4 protein-coding genes are annotated in these 17,068 nt (G+C 70.5%); all 4 read left to right on the top strand.

The window, feature by feature from the left end; genetic code table 11:
- The first annotated feature begins 41 nt into the window (after positions 1-41).
- Positions 42-13,076, top strand: coding sequence for an autotransporter-associated beta strand repeat-containing protein (locus tag ABIS05_RS01995; RefSeq protein WP_348010340.1), 13,035 nt, complete (start codon positions 42-44; stop codon positions 13,074-13,076).
- Between the two features lie 23 nt (positions 13,077-13,099).
- Entirely contained in the window at positions 13,100-14,479 is a 1,380-nt protein-coding gene (locus tag ABIS05_RS01990) for a caspase family protein (protein ID WP_348010339.1), read from the top strand.
- A 66-nt stretch (positions 14,480-14,545) separates the two neighbouring features.
- Entirely contained in the window at positions 14,546-16,213 is a 1,668-nt protein-coding gene (locus tag ABIS05_RS01985) for a hypothetical protein (protein WP_348010338.1), read from the top strand.
- A complete protein-coding gene (locus ABIS05_RS01980; RefSeq protein ID WP_348010337.1) occupies positions 16,213-16,992 on the top strand; it encodes a hypothetical protein in 780 nt (259 codons plus the stop codon). Before ABIS05_RS01985 ends, ABIS05_RS01980 begins: the two co-directional genes overlap by 1 nt.
- The last annotated feature ends 76 nt before the right edge of the window (positions 16,993-17,068 follow it).

The raw sequence follows: 17,068 nt of genomic DNA, 5'->3' as shown, positions 1-17,068 counted from the left end.
CGGCCGCGGCCGCCCCGCACACACAGATCCCGGAGTTCCCCATGCCTTCTGACCGCAGCTCGACTCTGAGCCTCAACCACCGGGACCTGCGCATCCATCCGCTCACCTGGGCCATTGCCGTGGCGCTCGCGCCCCTCGCGGCGGGCGCCCTGCCGCAGGACGGCGTCGTCAAGCAAGGCCAGGCCACCATCCAGACTCCACAGGCCGGCCTGATGGAGATCAAGCAGGGCAGCCAGACGGCGGCCGTTGACTGGCGCAGCTTCTCGGTCGGCAAGGGCGAGACGGTCAACATCATCCAGCCCAACGCCCAGGCGCTGCTAATCAACCGCGTCATCGGCTACGACCCGACGCGCATCCTCGGCCAGATCAACGCCAACGGCCGCGTCGTGCTCAGCAACCCGCGCGGCGTCTACTTCGCGACCGGCTCGCAGGTCGACGTCGGCAGCCTCGTCGCGACGACGCTGAGCCTCAGCGATGCCGACCTCCAGAGCGGCCGGCTGCGCTTCGGTGCCTCCGCCGAAGGCGCCGGGGAACTGCGCGCGGAAGGCAGCATCCGCGCCGCAGACGCCGTCGCGCTCATCGCGCCGCAGCTCACCGTCAACGGCAGCATCGACGCCCGCCGCGTGGGCCTCGCGGCCGCCAGCAACGTCACGGTCGACGTCGAAGGCGACGGCCTCGTGCTCTTCAACGTCCGCAACGACGACGGCCTGGAAACGCGGCTGAACCAGCTCGGCAGCATCAACGCCACGCAAAGCGCCGAACTGCGCGCCGTGGCCCGCGCCGGCTTTGCCGACACAGTGCTGAACATGGAAGGCGTCGTGCGTGCCCGCTCGCTGGAAGGCGTCGCCGGGCGCGTCGTCGTGGACGGCGGCCCGCAGGGCGTGACCTTGGTGAACGGCCGCATCGACGCCAGCGGTGGCACGGCCCAAGCCGGTGGCGACGTGCTGGTGCAGGGCCAGCGGATCATGCTGGACAACGGCGCGCAGCTGGACGCCTCCGGCGACACGGGCGGTGGCCGCATCCGCGTGGGCGGCGATTTCCATGGTGCGAACACCGAGCTCACCAACGCCGAGATGCTCATCGTGCGCCCCGGCGCGCGGCTGAATGCCGATGCGGGCGCGGCGGGCAATGGCGGGCAGGTGGTGCTGTGGTCGGAGCTGAACACCTTGTTCCTGGGCGGCCTCAGTGCGCGCGGGGGCTCGCAGGGCGGCAATGGCGGCCAGGCCGAGGTGTCGGGGCGCCATGGACTGACCTTCGATGGCAGCTCGGATCTCAGCGCACCACGAGGGCGCGTCGGAACGCTGCTGCTTGACCCGGACAACATCATCATCGCCAACGGCGGCGCGATTGCGGGCATAAACACTATCGGCTTTAACAACTTTTCCTTTGCCGGCGATGTCACGATCAGGGCGTCGTCGGGAGCTAGCAATCTGGAAGCTCTCCTGGGTTCGAATGACGTTCTTCTCCAAGCGAAGCAAACAATCACCGTCAGCAATGCCATCAACGAGACCAGCCACAAGCTGACCCTGGAAGCCGGGGGAAACATCTCGGTCAACGCTGCGCTGACCACCGGCGGCTTGACCTTGTCGGCGGGCAGCACCGATCCCAACGCAACGAACTCGCCGACCGGGCGCGTCATCACGACCGCCAACATCAGCGCTGGCACGGGCGTGCTCACGCTGACCAACAACGGCGGCTCGGGCGTGCACTCGATTGGCGCCAACCTGACCGGCGCCACCCTCAGCGTCACCGGCGACGTGGCCACCACGGCTGCGGTCCAGATTTCGACGACGGGAACCTCCACGGTGGCGGGTGCGATCAACCTGGGCGACAACCTGACCGCCTCCGGCGCAGGCAATCTGACGTTGAGCGGTGCCATCAGCGAGTCATCGGCCAGCGCCCTGGCCAAGAACGGCTCGGGCACGCTGACGCTGATCGGGGCCAACAGCTACACGGGTGGCACCACGATCACCAACGGCACGTTGAACGTCGGCAATGGCGGCACCACCGGCAGCCTCGGCGCCGGATCCGTCACCAACAATGGCGCACTGGTCATCAACCGCAGCAACGCCCTCACGATCACCAATGCCATCGGCGGCAGCGGCACGCTCGAGAAGCAGGGCAGCAACACCCTCACGCTAACTGGCAGCAGCAACTACAGCGGCGGCACCACCATCACCGCCGGCACGCTGCAAATCGGCAACGGCAGCACCGCAGGCAACATCAGCCTGAGCAACGTGACCGGCTCAGGCACGCTGGCCTTCAACCGCAGCGACAACGTCACCGTCAACACGGTCCTCGGCAGCAGCCTCAACCTCGCCCAGATCGGGCCCAGCACCCTCACACTGACCGCCGCCAATATCTACAGCGGCACCACCACCATCGCCGCTGGCGCCACGCTGGCCGTGGGCAGCGGTGGCACCGCCGGCACGCTGGGCGCGGGGGCCGTCACCAACGATGGCACGCTCGCCATCAACCGCAGCGATGCCATCACCATTGCCAACGCCATCGGCGGCACCGGCGCGCTGGACAAGCAGGGCAGCAACACTCTCACGCTGACCAGCAGCAACACCTACAGCGGCACCACTGCCATCGCGGCGGGCGGCAGCGTCAACGTCGGCAACGGCGGCACCACCGGCAGCGTCGGCAGCGGCACCATCACCAACGACGGCACGCTCATCCTCGACCGCAGCAACGCCCTGACCGTCGCCGCCGTCATCGCTGGCAGCGGCAACCTTGTGAAGCAGGCAGCGGGCACCGCCACGCTGGCCGCCGATAACACCTACGCTGGCACCACCGTCATCAACGCCGGCACGCTGCAGCTCGGCAATGGCGGCACCACGGGCGCCATCGACCTCAGCAACGTCAGCGGCACCGGCACGCTCGCTTTCAACCGAAGCGACGACGTCACCATCAGCACCGCGCTTGGCGGTGGCCTCAACCTTGCCCAGATCGGCCCCAGCAACCTCACGCTGGCCGTCGCCAACACCTACAGCGGCACAACCACCATCGCCTCCGGCGCCACACTGACCGTGGGTGACGCCGCCGCCGCCGGCACGCTCGGCGCTGGCGCCGTCACCAACGACGGCACGCTGGTGATCGCCCGCAACAATGCCATCACTATCGCCAACGCCATCGGCGGCACTGGCGCGCTGGACAAGCGAGGCACCAACACGCTGACGCTGACCGGCGGCAACACCTACAGCGGCACCACGACCATCGCGGCGGGCGGCACGCTCAGCATCGGCAATGGCGGCACGACCGGCACGCTCGGCACCGGTGGCGTCACCAACGACGGCACGCTCGCCATCAATCGCAGCGACGCGATCACGCTCGCCAACGCCATCGGTGGCGCGGGCGCGCTGGACAAGCAGGGCAGCAACGCCCTCACCTTGACCGGCACCAACACCTACGGCGGCACCACGGCCATCGCGGCGGGCGGCAGCGTCAACGTCGGCAACGGCGGCACTACGGGCACGCTGGGTTCGGGCACCATCACCAATGACGGCACGCTCGTCCTCGACCGCAGCAATGCGCTGACCGTCGCCGCGGCCATCGCCGGCGGCGGCAACCTTGTGAAGCAGGCGGCGGGCACCACCACGCTGACCGGCACCAACACCTACAGCGGCACCACGGCCATCAACGGCGGCACCCTCAGCGTCGGCAACGGCGGCACAACCGGGTCGCTCGGCGCGGGCGCCGTCAGCGGCACCGGCACGCTGGCCTTCAACCGCAGCAATGCGCTGACCGTCGCCGCCGCCCTGGGCAGCAACCTCAACCTTGCGCATCTGGGCAGCAGCACCCTCACGCTGACGGGCGCCAACACCTACAGCGGCACGACCACCATCGCCTCTGGCGCCACGCTGGCCGTGGGCAATGGCGGCACCACCGGCACGCTCGGCGCCGGCGCCGTCACCAACGATGGCACGCTGGCCGTCAACCGCAGCGATGCCATCACGATTGCCAACGCCATCGGCGGCACCGGCGCGCTGGACAAGCAGGGCGTCAACACCCTCACGCTGACCGGCAGCAACACCTACAGCGGCACGACCACCATCGCCGCCGGCGGCACGCTCAACGTCGGCAACGGCAGCACCACCGGCGCCCTCGGCACCGGCACCATCACCAACGACGGCACGCTCATCCTCGACCGCAGCAATGCCTTGAGCGTCTCGGCTGCCATCGGCGGCACCGGTGACCTCGTCAAGCAGGCGGCGGGCACCACCACGCTGACCGGCACCAACACCTACAGCGGCACCACGACCATCAACGCCGGGACACTGCAGCTCGGCAATGGCGGCACCACCGGCTCCGTGAGCCTGGGCAACGTCAGCGGTACGGGCACGCTGGCGTTCAACCGCAGCGACAACCTCACCGTCGGTGCCGCGCTCGGCGGCGGCCTCAACCTGGCCCAGGTCGGCCCCAGCACCCTCACGCTGGTCGGCGCCAATACCTACAGCGGCACGACCACCATCGCCTCCGGCGCCACGCTGGCCGTGGGCAATGGCAGCACCACCGGCACGCTGGGCGCAGGCGCCGTCACCAACAACGGCACCTTGGTCATCAACCGCAGTGATGCCATCACGATTGGCAACGCCATCGGCGGCACCGGTGTGCTGGACAAGCAGGGCATCAACACGCTGACGCTGACCGGCACCAACACCTACGGCGGCACCACGACCATCGCGGCAGGCGGCACCCTCAATGTCGGCAACGGCGGCACCACCGGCACGCTGGGCGCGGGTGCGATCACGAACAACGGCACGCTCGCAATCAACCGCAGCAACGCCATCACGCTCGCCAATGCCATCGGCGGCACCGGTGCGCTGGACAAGCAGGGCAGCAACACGCTGACGCTGACCGGTGCCAATACTTACGGCGGCACCACGGCCATCGCGGCGGGAGGCACGCTCAACGTCGGCAACGGCGGCACCACCGGCACGCTGGGCGCGGGCACCATCACCAACGACGGCACGCTCGTCCTCGACCGCAGCAATGCGCTGACCGTCGCCGCGGTCATCGCTGGCAGCGGCAACCTTGTGAAGCAGGCGGCGGGCACCACCTCGCTGACCGGCACCAACACCTACAGCGGCACCACGGCCGTCAACGGCGGCACCCTCAGCGTCGGCAACGGCGGCACAACCGGGTCGCTCGGCGCGGGCGCCGTCAGCGGCACCGGCACGCTGGCCTTCAACCGCAGCGACGCGCTCACCGTCAGCGGCGCCATTGACAGCGACTTGAGCCTGGCCCAGCTCGGCTCGGGCGCGCTCACGCTGACCGGCGCCAACACCTACAGCGGCAGCACGACTGTCGCCAGCGGCTCGACGCTCAACGTCGGCAACGGCGGCAGCACCGGCGCCCTGGGCCTCAGCCAGATCAACAACGACGGCACGCTGGTGTTCAACCTCAGCAGTCCGCTGACTCTGTCCATCAACAGCACCGGCAACGGCGCCCTCGTTCAGCAAGGCAGCGGCACCCTCAGCCTCACAGGCACCCACAGCTATACCGGCACCACGAGCATCGCGGTGGGCAGCACCTTGAGCGTGGGCGACGGCACGGCTTTCGGCACCCTGGGCTCGGGGGCCGTGGTGAACGACGGCACCCTCGTCGTCAACAAAAACAATTCGCTGATCCTGTCGAACGACATCGGCGGCACAGGTGCGCTGGTCAAGCTCGGCAGCAACCAGGTCTACCTCAGCGGCAACAACACCTACGGCGGCACCACGACGCTCGCTGGCGAGTTGTTCATCGGCAATGGCGGCACGACCGGCAGCCTGGGCAGCGGCGCCGTCACCAACAACGGCACGCTTTGGATCAACCGCAGCGATTCGCTGACGCTGGCCAACGACATCAGCGGCAGCGGGGGGCTGAAGAAGCTGTTCACCCCCACGACCCTCACCCTCACCGGCAGCAACAGCTACACGGGCACCACCGACATCATCGGCACGCTGCAGATCGGCAATGGCGGCACCACGGGTACGTTGGGCGCCGGCGCTGTCGCCAACACGGGCACGCTGATCCTCAACCGCAGCAATGCCCTGACCGTCGCCGCCGCCATCAGCGGCGCCGGCAACCTCGTCAAGCAGGCGGCAGGCACGGCCACGCTGACGGGCAACAACGCCTACACCGGCACCACCACCATCAGCGCTGGCACGCTGCAGGTCGGCAACGGCGGCAGCAGCGGCACGCTTGGCTCCGGCGCGGTCACCAACAACGCCACGCTCGTCGTCAACCGCAGCGATGCCATCACCATCGCCAATGCAATCGGCGGTACCGGCGCGCTAGACAAGCAAGGCAACAACAACCTCACGCTCACCGGCAACAACAGCTACACGGGCACCACCACCATCAGCGCCGGCAACATCACCGTGGGCAATGGCGGCACGAGCGGCACGCTGGGATCGGGTGCCGTAGGTGGCCTGGGCGCCTTGGCCTTCAACCGCAGTGATGACTTGACGTTCGGCATCGACATCGGCGGCGCGCTCAGCCTGTCTCAATTGGGCCCCAACACGCTCACGCTGACCGGCACCAACACCTTCGGCGGCGCCATCACCATTGCCCCCGGCGCGACGCTGGCCGTCGGCAACGGCGGCACCACCGGCACGTTGAGCACGGGCTTCGTCGCCAACAGCGGCACCCTGACCATCAACCGCAGCAGTGACCTGACCCTGACAAACGCCATCATCGGCACCGGCAGGCTGGTCAAGCAGGGCAGCAATACGCTCACGCTGACCAGCAACAACAACATCTACAGCGGCGGCACCACCATCTCGGCCGGCGTGCTAGACATCGGCGGTGGCGGCGCCACCGGAGGCGCGGGCATCGGCGCCATCACCAACAACGCGACGCTGCGCGTCAACCTCAGCAGCGCGCTGCTCTTCACGAACAACGTCAGCGGTACCGGCACATTTGTAAAGGCAGGCGCGGGCACCACGACGGTTGAACTCGCCAGCACCGTCTCCAACCCCAACATTCAAGTGCTGGCCGGCCAACTGGCCCAGGTCGGCTCCAACACCTTCGTCGGCAATCCAGCACTGGTCGTGGACGGCGCCACCGCGAAGTTCAATCCCAGCACGGCGCCGGCCAACTTCGGCAGCGTGACCGTCAGCAATGGCGGCGAAATCATGGGCAGCGGCACCGTGACGGCCGCCAACTACGCGCTGCAGAACGCAACCATTAGCGGCAAGCTCGGTGCCGGCACCCTCACCGTCACCGGCGCCACCACGCTGTCCGGCGAAAGCGCGGCCGCTGCCATCAACGTCAACACAGGCGGCGCGCTGACCCTCAGCGGCGCCGCCGCGCACCTGACCGGCGGCGCTGCACTCACCATCGCCTCGGGCGCCAGCATGACGTTGGCCGGCAACGAGTCCGCGCAGAGCCTGTCCCTGACCGGCACGCTGAATGCGGCGGCGGCAGGCCAGACACTCACCGCCACGACCTACGCGCTGCACAACGGCGCGGTCGTCAACGCCAACCTCGGCACCGGCACGCTGACGAGCGACGGCGTCGCCACCGCGCTGAATGCGCCGGCGGCTGCCACCACGGTCAACGTGACCACTGGCCGCCTGACGCTAGGCTTTCCCAACCTCCTGGCCGACGGCGCGACCGTCAATGTCAGCGCACCCGGCTTCCTCAAGCTAGGCGGTGACGACTTCATCACCCAGCTCAACCTGGCGGGGCAGCTGGAGGCCACGACCAGCGCCACGCTGACCGCCACCGCCACCACCGGCTATGCGCTCAATGGCGGCGTCACGCAGGCCAATGCCAACCTCGGCCCCGGCAAGCTGTCGGCAACAGGCACCAGCCAGCTCAATGGCACGACGGCCGCCAACGACTTGGCCGTCGCAGCCGGCGCCACGCTGATCCTTGGCGCGCCTGCGGACCGCCTGGTCGGCAGCCCGGCCATCACGGTCGGCGCGGGCGGCACGCTGACGCTGAACGCCGACAACGCCGCGACCTCGGTCAACCTCGGCGCGGGCGCCCAGGTCAATGGCACGGGCGTTTTGACCGCCACCGACTACGTGCTGGACAACGCCGTCTACAACAGCAACCTGGGCGGCGGCACGCTGACCAGCCGCAACAACAGCACCTTGAACGGGCTTTCCGGCGCGGCCAATCTCCTCGTCGAGACCGGCTCGCTGACGCTCGGCTCCGCAGACCGGTTCACCGGCCTGCCCAACGTCGTCATCAACAGCGGCGCCAGCCTGGCACTGGGCGGCCACGAGCGGTTCGGCTCCCTCGCCGGAGCGGGCACGCTGGCCATGGGCAGCCACGCGCTGCAGACCGGCTCGACGCTGCCCACCACCTTCAGCGGCATCATCAGCGGCAGCAGCCTGGCCACGCTGACCAAGGAAGGCGCAGGCACCACCTTCACGCTCAGCGGCCCCAACACCAGCAGCGGCCTGTTCCGGGTGCAGCAGGGCACGCTGCTGCTGACCAATGGCAACGACCGCCTGGCCGCGACCAGCAGCGTCCTCGTCGACAGCGGGGCCTTCCTCAAGCTCGACGGCAACCAAGCCCTCACCACGGTCACGGTGGCCGGCACCGTCGACAAGACCGGCGCCGCCGACACGCTCACCGCCACGAACTATGTGCTGAACAGCGGCGCGCTCATCAACGCCAACCTCGGCAGCGGCGCGGTCACCAGCAACGGCAGCGTCGCGCTCAACGGCGCGGCGGCACCCACCAGCGTCAATGTCGCCACCGGTACGCTCAGCCTGGGCTCGGCCGACCTGCTGGCCGACACCACCGCCGTCGACATCGCCAGCGGCGCCACGCTGCTGCTGAATGGCAACGACACCGTCGGTAGCCTCACCTCGGCCGGCACGCTGGCCAAGACCGGTGCCAACGACACGCTCATGGCCACCACCTACGCGCTCAACGGCGGCTCGGTCGTCAACGCCAACCTCGGCAGCGGCGCGCTGACCAGCAACGGCAGCGTCGCCCTCAACGGCACGGCAGCGGCCGACACGGTCAACGTCGCCACTGGCACCCTGAGCCTGGCCAGCACCAACCGCCTTGCCGACACCGCCGCCGTGAGCATCGCCAACGGCGCCACGCTGCTGCTGAACGGCAACGACAGGGTTGGCGCCCTCACCTCGGCCGGCACGCTGGCCAAGACCGGTGCCGACGACACGCTCTCCGCCGCGACCTATACGCTGGACAACGGCGCGCTCATCGCCGCCAACCTCGGCGCCGGCTCGCTGACGAGCAACGGCAACGCCGCCCTCGACGGCACGGCGGCGGCCTCCACCGTCAACGTCGCCGCTGGCACCCTCACGCTCGGCTCGATCAACCGCCTGGCCGACACCGCAGCCCTGTCCATCGCCAACGGCGCCACGCTGCAGCTCAACGGCAACGACACCGTCGGCACGCTGACCGCCGCGGGCACGCTGGCCAAGACCGGCGCAAACGACACGCTCTCCGCCACCACCTACACGCTGAACAACGGCGCCACCATCACCGCCAACCTCGGCGCCGGCACCCTCACCAACGATGGCAACGCCGCGCTCAACGGCACGGCAGCGGCCGCGACCGTCAACGTCGCTGCCGGCACGCTGACGCTGGGCTCGGCCGAGCGCCTGGCCGACACCGCCGCGCTGACCATCGCCAGCGGCGCCGCGCTGCAACTCAACGGCAACGAGACGGTCGGCACGTTGAGCACCGCCGGCACCCTCGCCAAGACCGGCGCCGCCGACACGCTCGCCGCCGCCAGCTACGCACTGAACAGCGGCGCCGTCGTCGACGCCAACCTCGGCACCGGCACGCTCACCAGCAACGGCGCCGTCGCCCTCAACGGCACGGCTGCGTCCGCCACCGTCAACGTCGCCACCGGCACGCTCACCCTCGGCGCCGCCGAGCGCCTGGCCGACACGGCTGCTGTGGCCATCGCCAGCGACGCCGCGCTCAAGCTCAATGGCAACGACACGGTCGGCACGCTGACCGCAGCCGGCACCCTCGGCAAGACTGGCGCCGCCGACACGCTTGCCGCCGCCAGCTACGCGCTGAACGGCGGCGCCGTCGTCGACGCCAACCTCGGCGCCGGCGCGCTCACCAGCAACGGTGCCGTCGCCCTCAACGGCACGTCCGCCGCCGACACCGTCAACGTCGCCACCGGCACCCTCACGCTGGGTGCCGCCGACCGCCTGGCCGACACCGCCGCTGTCGGCATTGCCAGCGGTGCCACGCTGAAGCTGGGCGGCAACGACAGCGTCGGCAGCTTCACCGCCGCCGGCACCTTGGCCAAGACCGGCGCGAACGACACGCTCACCGCCACCAGCTACGCGCTCAACAACGGCGCCATCGTCGACGCCAACCTGGGCACCGGCTCGCTCAACAGCAACGGCAGCGTTGCCCTCAACGGCACGGCCGCTGCCGCCACCGTTAACGTTGCGACCGGCACGCTGAGCCTCGGCTCGGCTGACCGGCTGGCCGACACGGCTGCAGTGGGCATCGCCAGCGGCGCCACGCTCAAGCTCAACGGCAACGACACCGTCGGCAGCCTGACCGCCGCCGGCACCCTGGCCCAGACCGGCGCGGGCGACACGCTCACGGCCACTACCTTCGCCCTCAACGACGGCGCGGTCGTCAACGCCAACCTCGACACCGGCACGCTGACCAGCAACGGCAATGTCGCGCTCAACGGCAGCGCGGCGGCGAGCACGGTCAACGTCGCCACCGGCACGCTGAGTCTCGGCGCCGCCGACCGCCTGGCCGACGCGGCCGCCGTGACCATCGCCAGCGGCGCCACGCTCAAGCTCGGCGGCAACGACACGGTCGGCAGCCTCACCGCCGCCGGCACGCTGGCCAGGACGGGCGCTACCGACACGCTCACCGCAGCCACGTACGACGTCAATGACGGCGCCGTCGTCAACGCCCACCTCGGCGCCGGCACGCTCAACAGCAACGGCAACGTTGCACTCAACGGCACGTCGGCGGCCACCACGGTGAGCGTCGCCTCTGGCACGCTCGCCCTCGGCGCGGCCGACCTGCTGGCCGACAACGCCGCCGTCAGCATCGCCAGCGGTGCCACGTTGAAGCTGAACGGCAACGACACCGTCGCCGGCCTCACCGCTGCAGGCACGCTGGACAAGACCGCTTCCGGCGACACGCTCACAGCCAGCAACTACGCCCTCAACGGCGGCTCGGTCGTGAACGCCAACCTCGGCGGCGGCACGCTGGACAGCAGTGGCAGCGTCCTCCTGGCCGGCAACGCCGCCGTGCAGACACTGAACGTCAACAGCGGCACCTTGCAACTCAATGGCAGCAACCAGCTCGGTGCCGCTCCCGCAACGACGCTGGCAGCCGGCGCCACGCTGGCGCTGACCGGCAACCAGACGCTGGGCAGCCTCAGTGGCTCGGGGGGCATCACGTCGAGCAGCGGCACGCTGGCCGTCGGTGATAGCGCCGACAGCCAGTACGACGGCGTCTACAGCGGCAACGGCGCGTTGCTCAAGCAAGGTGCCGGCACACTGATCCTCTCCGCCAACAACAGCTACAGCGGTACCACACAGATCGCGGCAGGCGCGGTGCAGGTGGGCGTGGGCGGCGCGAGCGGCTCGCTGGGCAGCGGCGCCGTCGACGACAGCGGCGTGCTGCGTTTCCAGCGCAGCGACGCCGTTGCGCTGAACCACGCCATCACCGGCAGCGGCAGCGTCGAGCAGGCCGGCACCGGCACGCTGACGCTGGACACCGCGCTGCAGACCACCGGCATCACCAAGGTCAGCAAGGGCAGCCTCGTCACGCCGGGCGACGAGCGCATCGCCAATGGCAGCAGCGTCGTCGTCGATGCCGGCGCTACGCTCAGGCTCGGCGGCAACGAGACGCTAGCGTCGCTCGCCAGCGCCGGCAGCGTCGAGCTCAAGGGCAACCTGGCCAGCAGCGGCGACGTGACGATCAGCGGCGTCCTCAGCCTGACCGGGGCCGGCGCGCAGAGCCTGAGCGCCGCCCACCTGGAGGCCAACAACACCGGCAACACGCTGGGCGCACAGCCGCTGTCGCTGGCGGCGCAGTCCGTCCAGCTCAAGACCGGCGACGCCGCCGCGCTCAAGCTCGGCACGCTCAACCTCTCGGCCGACTCCAGCATCGCGGCCGGCACCATCACGCTGACCGGTGATGTGACGCTGACCGGCGGCACCACCACCCTCGTGGCCGCCGCCGCGCCCACCGTCTACACGCCCGAGACCGGCAAGCAGGCCGCCAACGCCCAGCAGATCGCCATCGCCGACGCCACCATTGCGCAGACCGGCGGCCTCATCCGCGCCACCACCGGCTCGCTGGCCCTGCAGGCCACGGGCGGCGGCTCCATCACCCTGCTGGACGGCGCCGCCAACGACCTCAGCGGCGGCATCTCGGCCGTCAGCGGCACCAGCGGCGCGGCGTGGAACGCCAACTCGGTGGGCAATGTGACGACCCAGCAGAGCCGCATCAGCCTCAGCGCCGACACACTGCACGTCAACGGCGCGGGCGTCGAAGGCGACCTCATCGCCATCGACGCCGCCAAGCTGAGCTCGGCCTCGGCCACCAACGTCATCCGCGCCCGCCTGCCCTACAACCCGGGGCTGGGCTTTGCCGTGCAGATGCCTGGCCTCACGCTCAAGCTGCGCGACGCGGCCTTCACGCAGTCGCTCAGCTTCGGCTCCGCCGGCGACATGATTGCCATCGACGTGGGCAGCAGCGTCGCCCTCGGGCCGGCCGGCTTCATCACCATCCTGCCCAAGAAGCCGACGGCCCTGGGCGCCACCGCCGTCTACGCCAGCGGGCCACCGACCGGTACCAACGGCTACCGGCTCTTCTACGACGGCGCTAGCCGCAGCAGCGAAGTGCCGGTGGTGTACAACGGTGCCACACCGGCGACCCCCGAAGCCCAGGGCTCCATCTCCGCCACCGTCGCGGTGTCGGAAGGTGCCCGCAAGGACCGTTTCGAGGAAGCGGTGCGTACCGAGAACGTCGCCATCCGGCTGCGCTCCGGCGTGATTGCTGAAGTCGGCGCCGGCCGCCCCGCCACCGTCGGCAAGGAAGGCATCCGCCTGCCCGAACAGTGCACGCCGACGGCGGAACTCGGCTGCGAGAAATAAGCCCTCAACCCGAGCACCCGACCATGACCGCGAACCGCCCCGGCACCCTGCGCCGCCGCACCCTGCTTGAAACGCTGCCGGCCCTGCTGGCGGGTGCGCCGACCCTGACAGCCGCCCAAACCCCGGCCGCCACCGGCGCCCTGCCCGGGCGGCTGGCGCTGCTGGTCGGCAACCGCGACTACCCCGAGCCCGACGACCTGCCGCCCACCCACAAGAACGTGCACGACCTGGGCCTCGCGCTGGAGCAACGCGGCTTCAGCGTCACCGACGCGCTGGACGCCGACGCCGCCAAGACCCGCCTGGCCATCGAGGCCTTCGCCGCCGCCGTCAAGGCCGGCCCGCCCGACACCGTCGCCTTTTTCTACTTCACCGGCCACGGCCTGCAGTTGGACGCCCAGAGCCTGCTCGTCGGCGCCGGCACCAGCCCCAAGGCCAAGGCCGACGTGCTCGGCAAGAGCAGCGTCAACGTCATCAAGGACGTCGTCGACCGCATGCCCAGTCGGCCGGACGCATTGACCATCTGCGTCATCGACGCCTGCCGCACCAACATCCGCGCCGCCGTGCAGGCCAGCGACGGCCTGAACCAGATCGAAGTGCCGCCGGGCTTCCTCGTCGCCTTCTCCACCGGCGCCGGAAAACCCGCCATCGCGCCCAACTCCGACAAGTTCAGCACCTTCTACACGGCCTCCCTCGTCAAGCTGCTGAACTCGGCCGACGACGAGGCCACCTGGTCGGACTTCTTCTCCGTCGTGCGGCTGGACGTGCTCAACGTCATGCGCAACCACCCCGTCGAGGCCGTGCGCGCGCTGGCCCAGGACTCGTTCATCGCCAAGGACGTGCGGCACAGCGTGACGCTGGCCCGCCCGCGGGCCAAGGACGTGGCCCCGCCGCCACCGCCGCCGCGCGCGCCCGACGACCTGGAAGACTGGGCCGCCGTCGAGAAAAGCGCCTGGCCTGCGGAAGTCTCGCAACTGGCCGACGGCTATTTGCAGCACCACCCCAAGGGCCGCCGCGCGCTGGCCGCGCTGGCCGCCCGTGAAGGCGCCAAAGAAGCCAGCCAGGTGCTGCGCCGCAACGACGTGCGCCTGTACCGCACGGCCTTCAACGCCGCCGAGGGCGCGCCCGAGGAGCTGCAGGCCGACATCCACAAGTCGGCCCGTGGCGACAAGGACGCCGCCGCCCGCGTGGCCCGCCGCTACCGCGACGGCGGCGCACCCGCCGCGACCGGCCGCTACGAAGGCTGGCTGCAATATGCGTCCGGCCTGGGCAACGGCATCGCGGCCTACGAACTGGCCCTGTATTACCGGCGCACCGCCCAGCCCCTGCTGGCATCGCAGTTCGAATTCCGCGCCCGGGAACTGGGCTACACACCGCCGCCGACGCTGGACAACGTCCGCAAGTGACCGGCTGCGGCTGATCGCCGGCGCACCTCGCCTACATTGGCAACCCCCACAGCTGCGCCGCGCGCGATGAACGACCCCACGCTGATCGCCATCATCGAAGCCGGCTGGCCCGACATGCTCGTGCGGCTGGGCGACCGCCGCGAGGCCTTCGCGGCGCGGGCCGGCGAGCAGGCGCGACAACTTGGCCTGCTCGACGTCAACAGCGCGGCGCGTTACCTCAACCTGTGCTTCGCCTTCGGCCCGGCCTTCGAGACGCGGCCCGAGAACGAATGGGCGCTGGCCCTGCTGGTGGACGAGCGCCTGGGCAACTGGGTCAAGCTGCATCAACTGGTGCACGCCGGTGCCGAAGCGCTGGCCCGCCGCGGCGGCGATGCGCAGGCCTTGCTGAGCGCAGACGCCCGGCTCGTCGATGCGCTCGACCAGCGTCGCCCTGACGACGGCAAGCCACTGCCGCGCAAGGCCTGCGACATCGAGGCCATCGAGTTCCGCGCGCTGGACATGGACTGGCGCCGCGAATACCGCCTGGAAGGCGGCGCCTGGCAGCACCTGCCCGGCCCGCCCGCACCGCCGTCGCTGCGCGTTGACACCACCACGCTGCCACCGGTGACCCGCCTGTGCCTGCTCAGCCAGGCCGCCAGCGAAGGCCCGCAGACGCGCCTGCAGGTTCGCCAGGCCACCCACGGCCAATGCGCCCTGCCCGTGCCGCACCCGCAGATGCGCTGGCTCGGCGGCCACGGCCTGATGGCGGCCCAGGGCCATGCCGCACAAACCACCAGCATCACGCTGAACGCGCTGCCACCGCCCGCCGCGCCGCCGGGCTGGGGCGCGCTGCTGCTGCAGGAGCCCTCGCCCGAGCTGACGCTGCTGGAGCTGAACAGCTGCGGCCTGCGCGACCGTGGCGTGCCGCTGGCGTCACAGCATCTGCAATTGATGACCTGGCCGGCCCAGCAATGGCTGCTGACCTGGCAGCGCGACCGCATCCTGGAACGGGCCTGGCCGCAACAGACATCTACGCCGCCGCTACCGCCCGCTTCCCAAGGGCTGCGCCTGCGGCTCGCGCGTGACGGCGCCCCGCGCGCCGCGCCGAAGTGGAGCGAAGGCCTCGGCCCCGGCATCGAAGCCGCGCTGCTGGCCGGCGCCGACAAGCTGTTCGCCGCCTGGTCGGCCAGCGCCCAGTCGCCGCGCATGAGCCTGCGGGCCGGGCTGTTCAACGGCCACGCTGCCATGACGTGGGGCCTGCGCGAGGGCCCGGAAGGGCTGGTGGCCGAACCGCTGCTGCGCGTGGCCAGCGACCTCAAGCTCGCCATGACGCTGGACCTGCTGCTGAGCGGCGAGATCGAGCAAGCCGGCGCACGCACGCAGCTGAGCTTGCGCATCGCCCTGTCGACGGAACTGGCCTTGCAGTTCACTCGCGAAACCGCCGCGCCGCCGCTGCCCGAGGCCCTGGCGCCGGTGCACCAGGCCATCCGCTGCCCGGTCGTGCTGGAGTTCACCCCGCTTGCCGGCGAGACCGGCCTGCTTTGGAGCGAGTTCGGCCCGGCCACCGGCGCGCTGGTGGGCGCCTTCGGGTTGCGGCCTAGGCCCGAGGGCGGCGGCGCCTGGCAGTGGTTCCTGCAGCTGGCGCTGGAGCCCGTGGTCGCGCCGATGGCGGTGCAAGACCCTGTGCTCGGGCGCAGCAGTCAGCATGTCGCCCTGCTCGGCTCGCTGCCGCTGTTGAACTGGAGCCTGGGCTGATGGAACGCCTGCTCGTCCTTCGTCTGCAAGCCCGTGGCGTGTCCGCACAAGCGCGGCTCAACGGCTTCCCGCTGGCCGAACTCGGCGCGACCGGCGGCGTGCAGGCGCTGGCCGTGCACGAGTACACGCTGGCTGGCGCCAACCGGCTTGAGTTGGTCGTCGAGCCCGCCGCGAACGCCGAGCCGCGTCTGGCCGAAGGGCCGCGTTTCGCGCGCGCACAGCTGCTGCTGCCGCGCGTCGGCCAGGCCGCCAGCGACGAGCAATCCCGCTGCCTGGCGACGCTGGACTGGGCCGTGGCAGATGGCGAGCTGTACCGGGCGAACACCGTCGTTCAGCAGGAGGTCGACATCCCGGTGAAGTTCCCGCGCTGGCGTTGGCAGGACGCGCCCGCGCTGCCCGACCTGACCACGCTCGCCGCACCCGTGCTGGCCTTCGCGCAGGAGCAGGCGGTGGCGCTCGCCCAGGGCGACCCGGAGCCGTGGATCGTCGCGGCCCGGCTGCGCTTCGAGGAGCTCGCCCTGGCCTACCAGCGCAACCCCGCCGACGATCTGGCGCGCTGGCGTGCCCGCGTGCAGCTGCTGCACGCCCAGAAGGCGCTGCGCGGCCCGCTGCCCACGGCGGCGACGCTGATGCTGCGCGCCACGGCCGACGGCCGGCTGGTCGACTGCCTCACCAAAGACGGCGCGCCACTGTTGCAGTTCACCCGGCCCGATGGCGGCCGCGTCGCCCTGCCGATGCGCATTGCCGTGGTGGAAGGCCGCCTCTACGTGCTGCGCTGAAGGCGCCGGGCAGCAGGGGCTGTCGTATGCTCTTCTCGGCTCGTCGTGAGCACCATGAAACCAGGGGAACCCGCGA

Origin of the sequence: Roseateles sp. (assembly GCF_039929605.1) — a bacterium.
Taxonomy (GTDB): Bacteria; Pseudomonadota; Gammaproteobacteria; order Burkholderiales; family Burkholderiaceae_C; genus Pelomonas.
The sequence above is the reverse complement of the archived record's forward strand: the minus strand, read 5'-3'. Positions and strand labels throughout refer to the sequence as shown.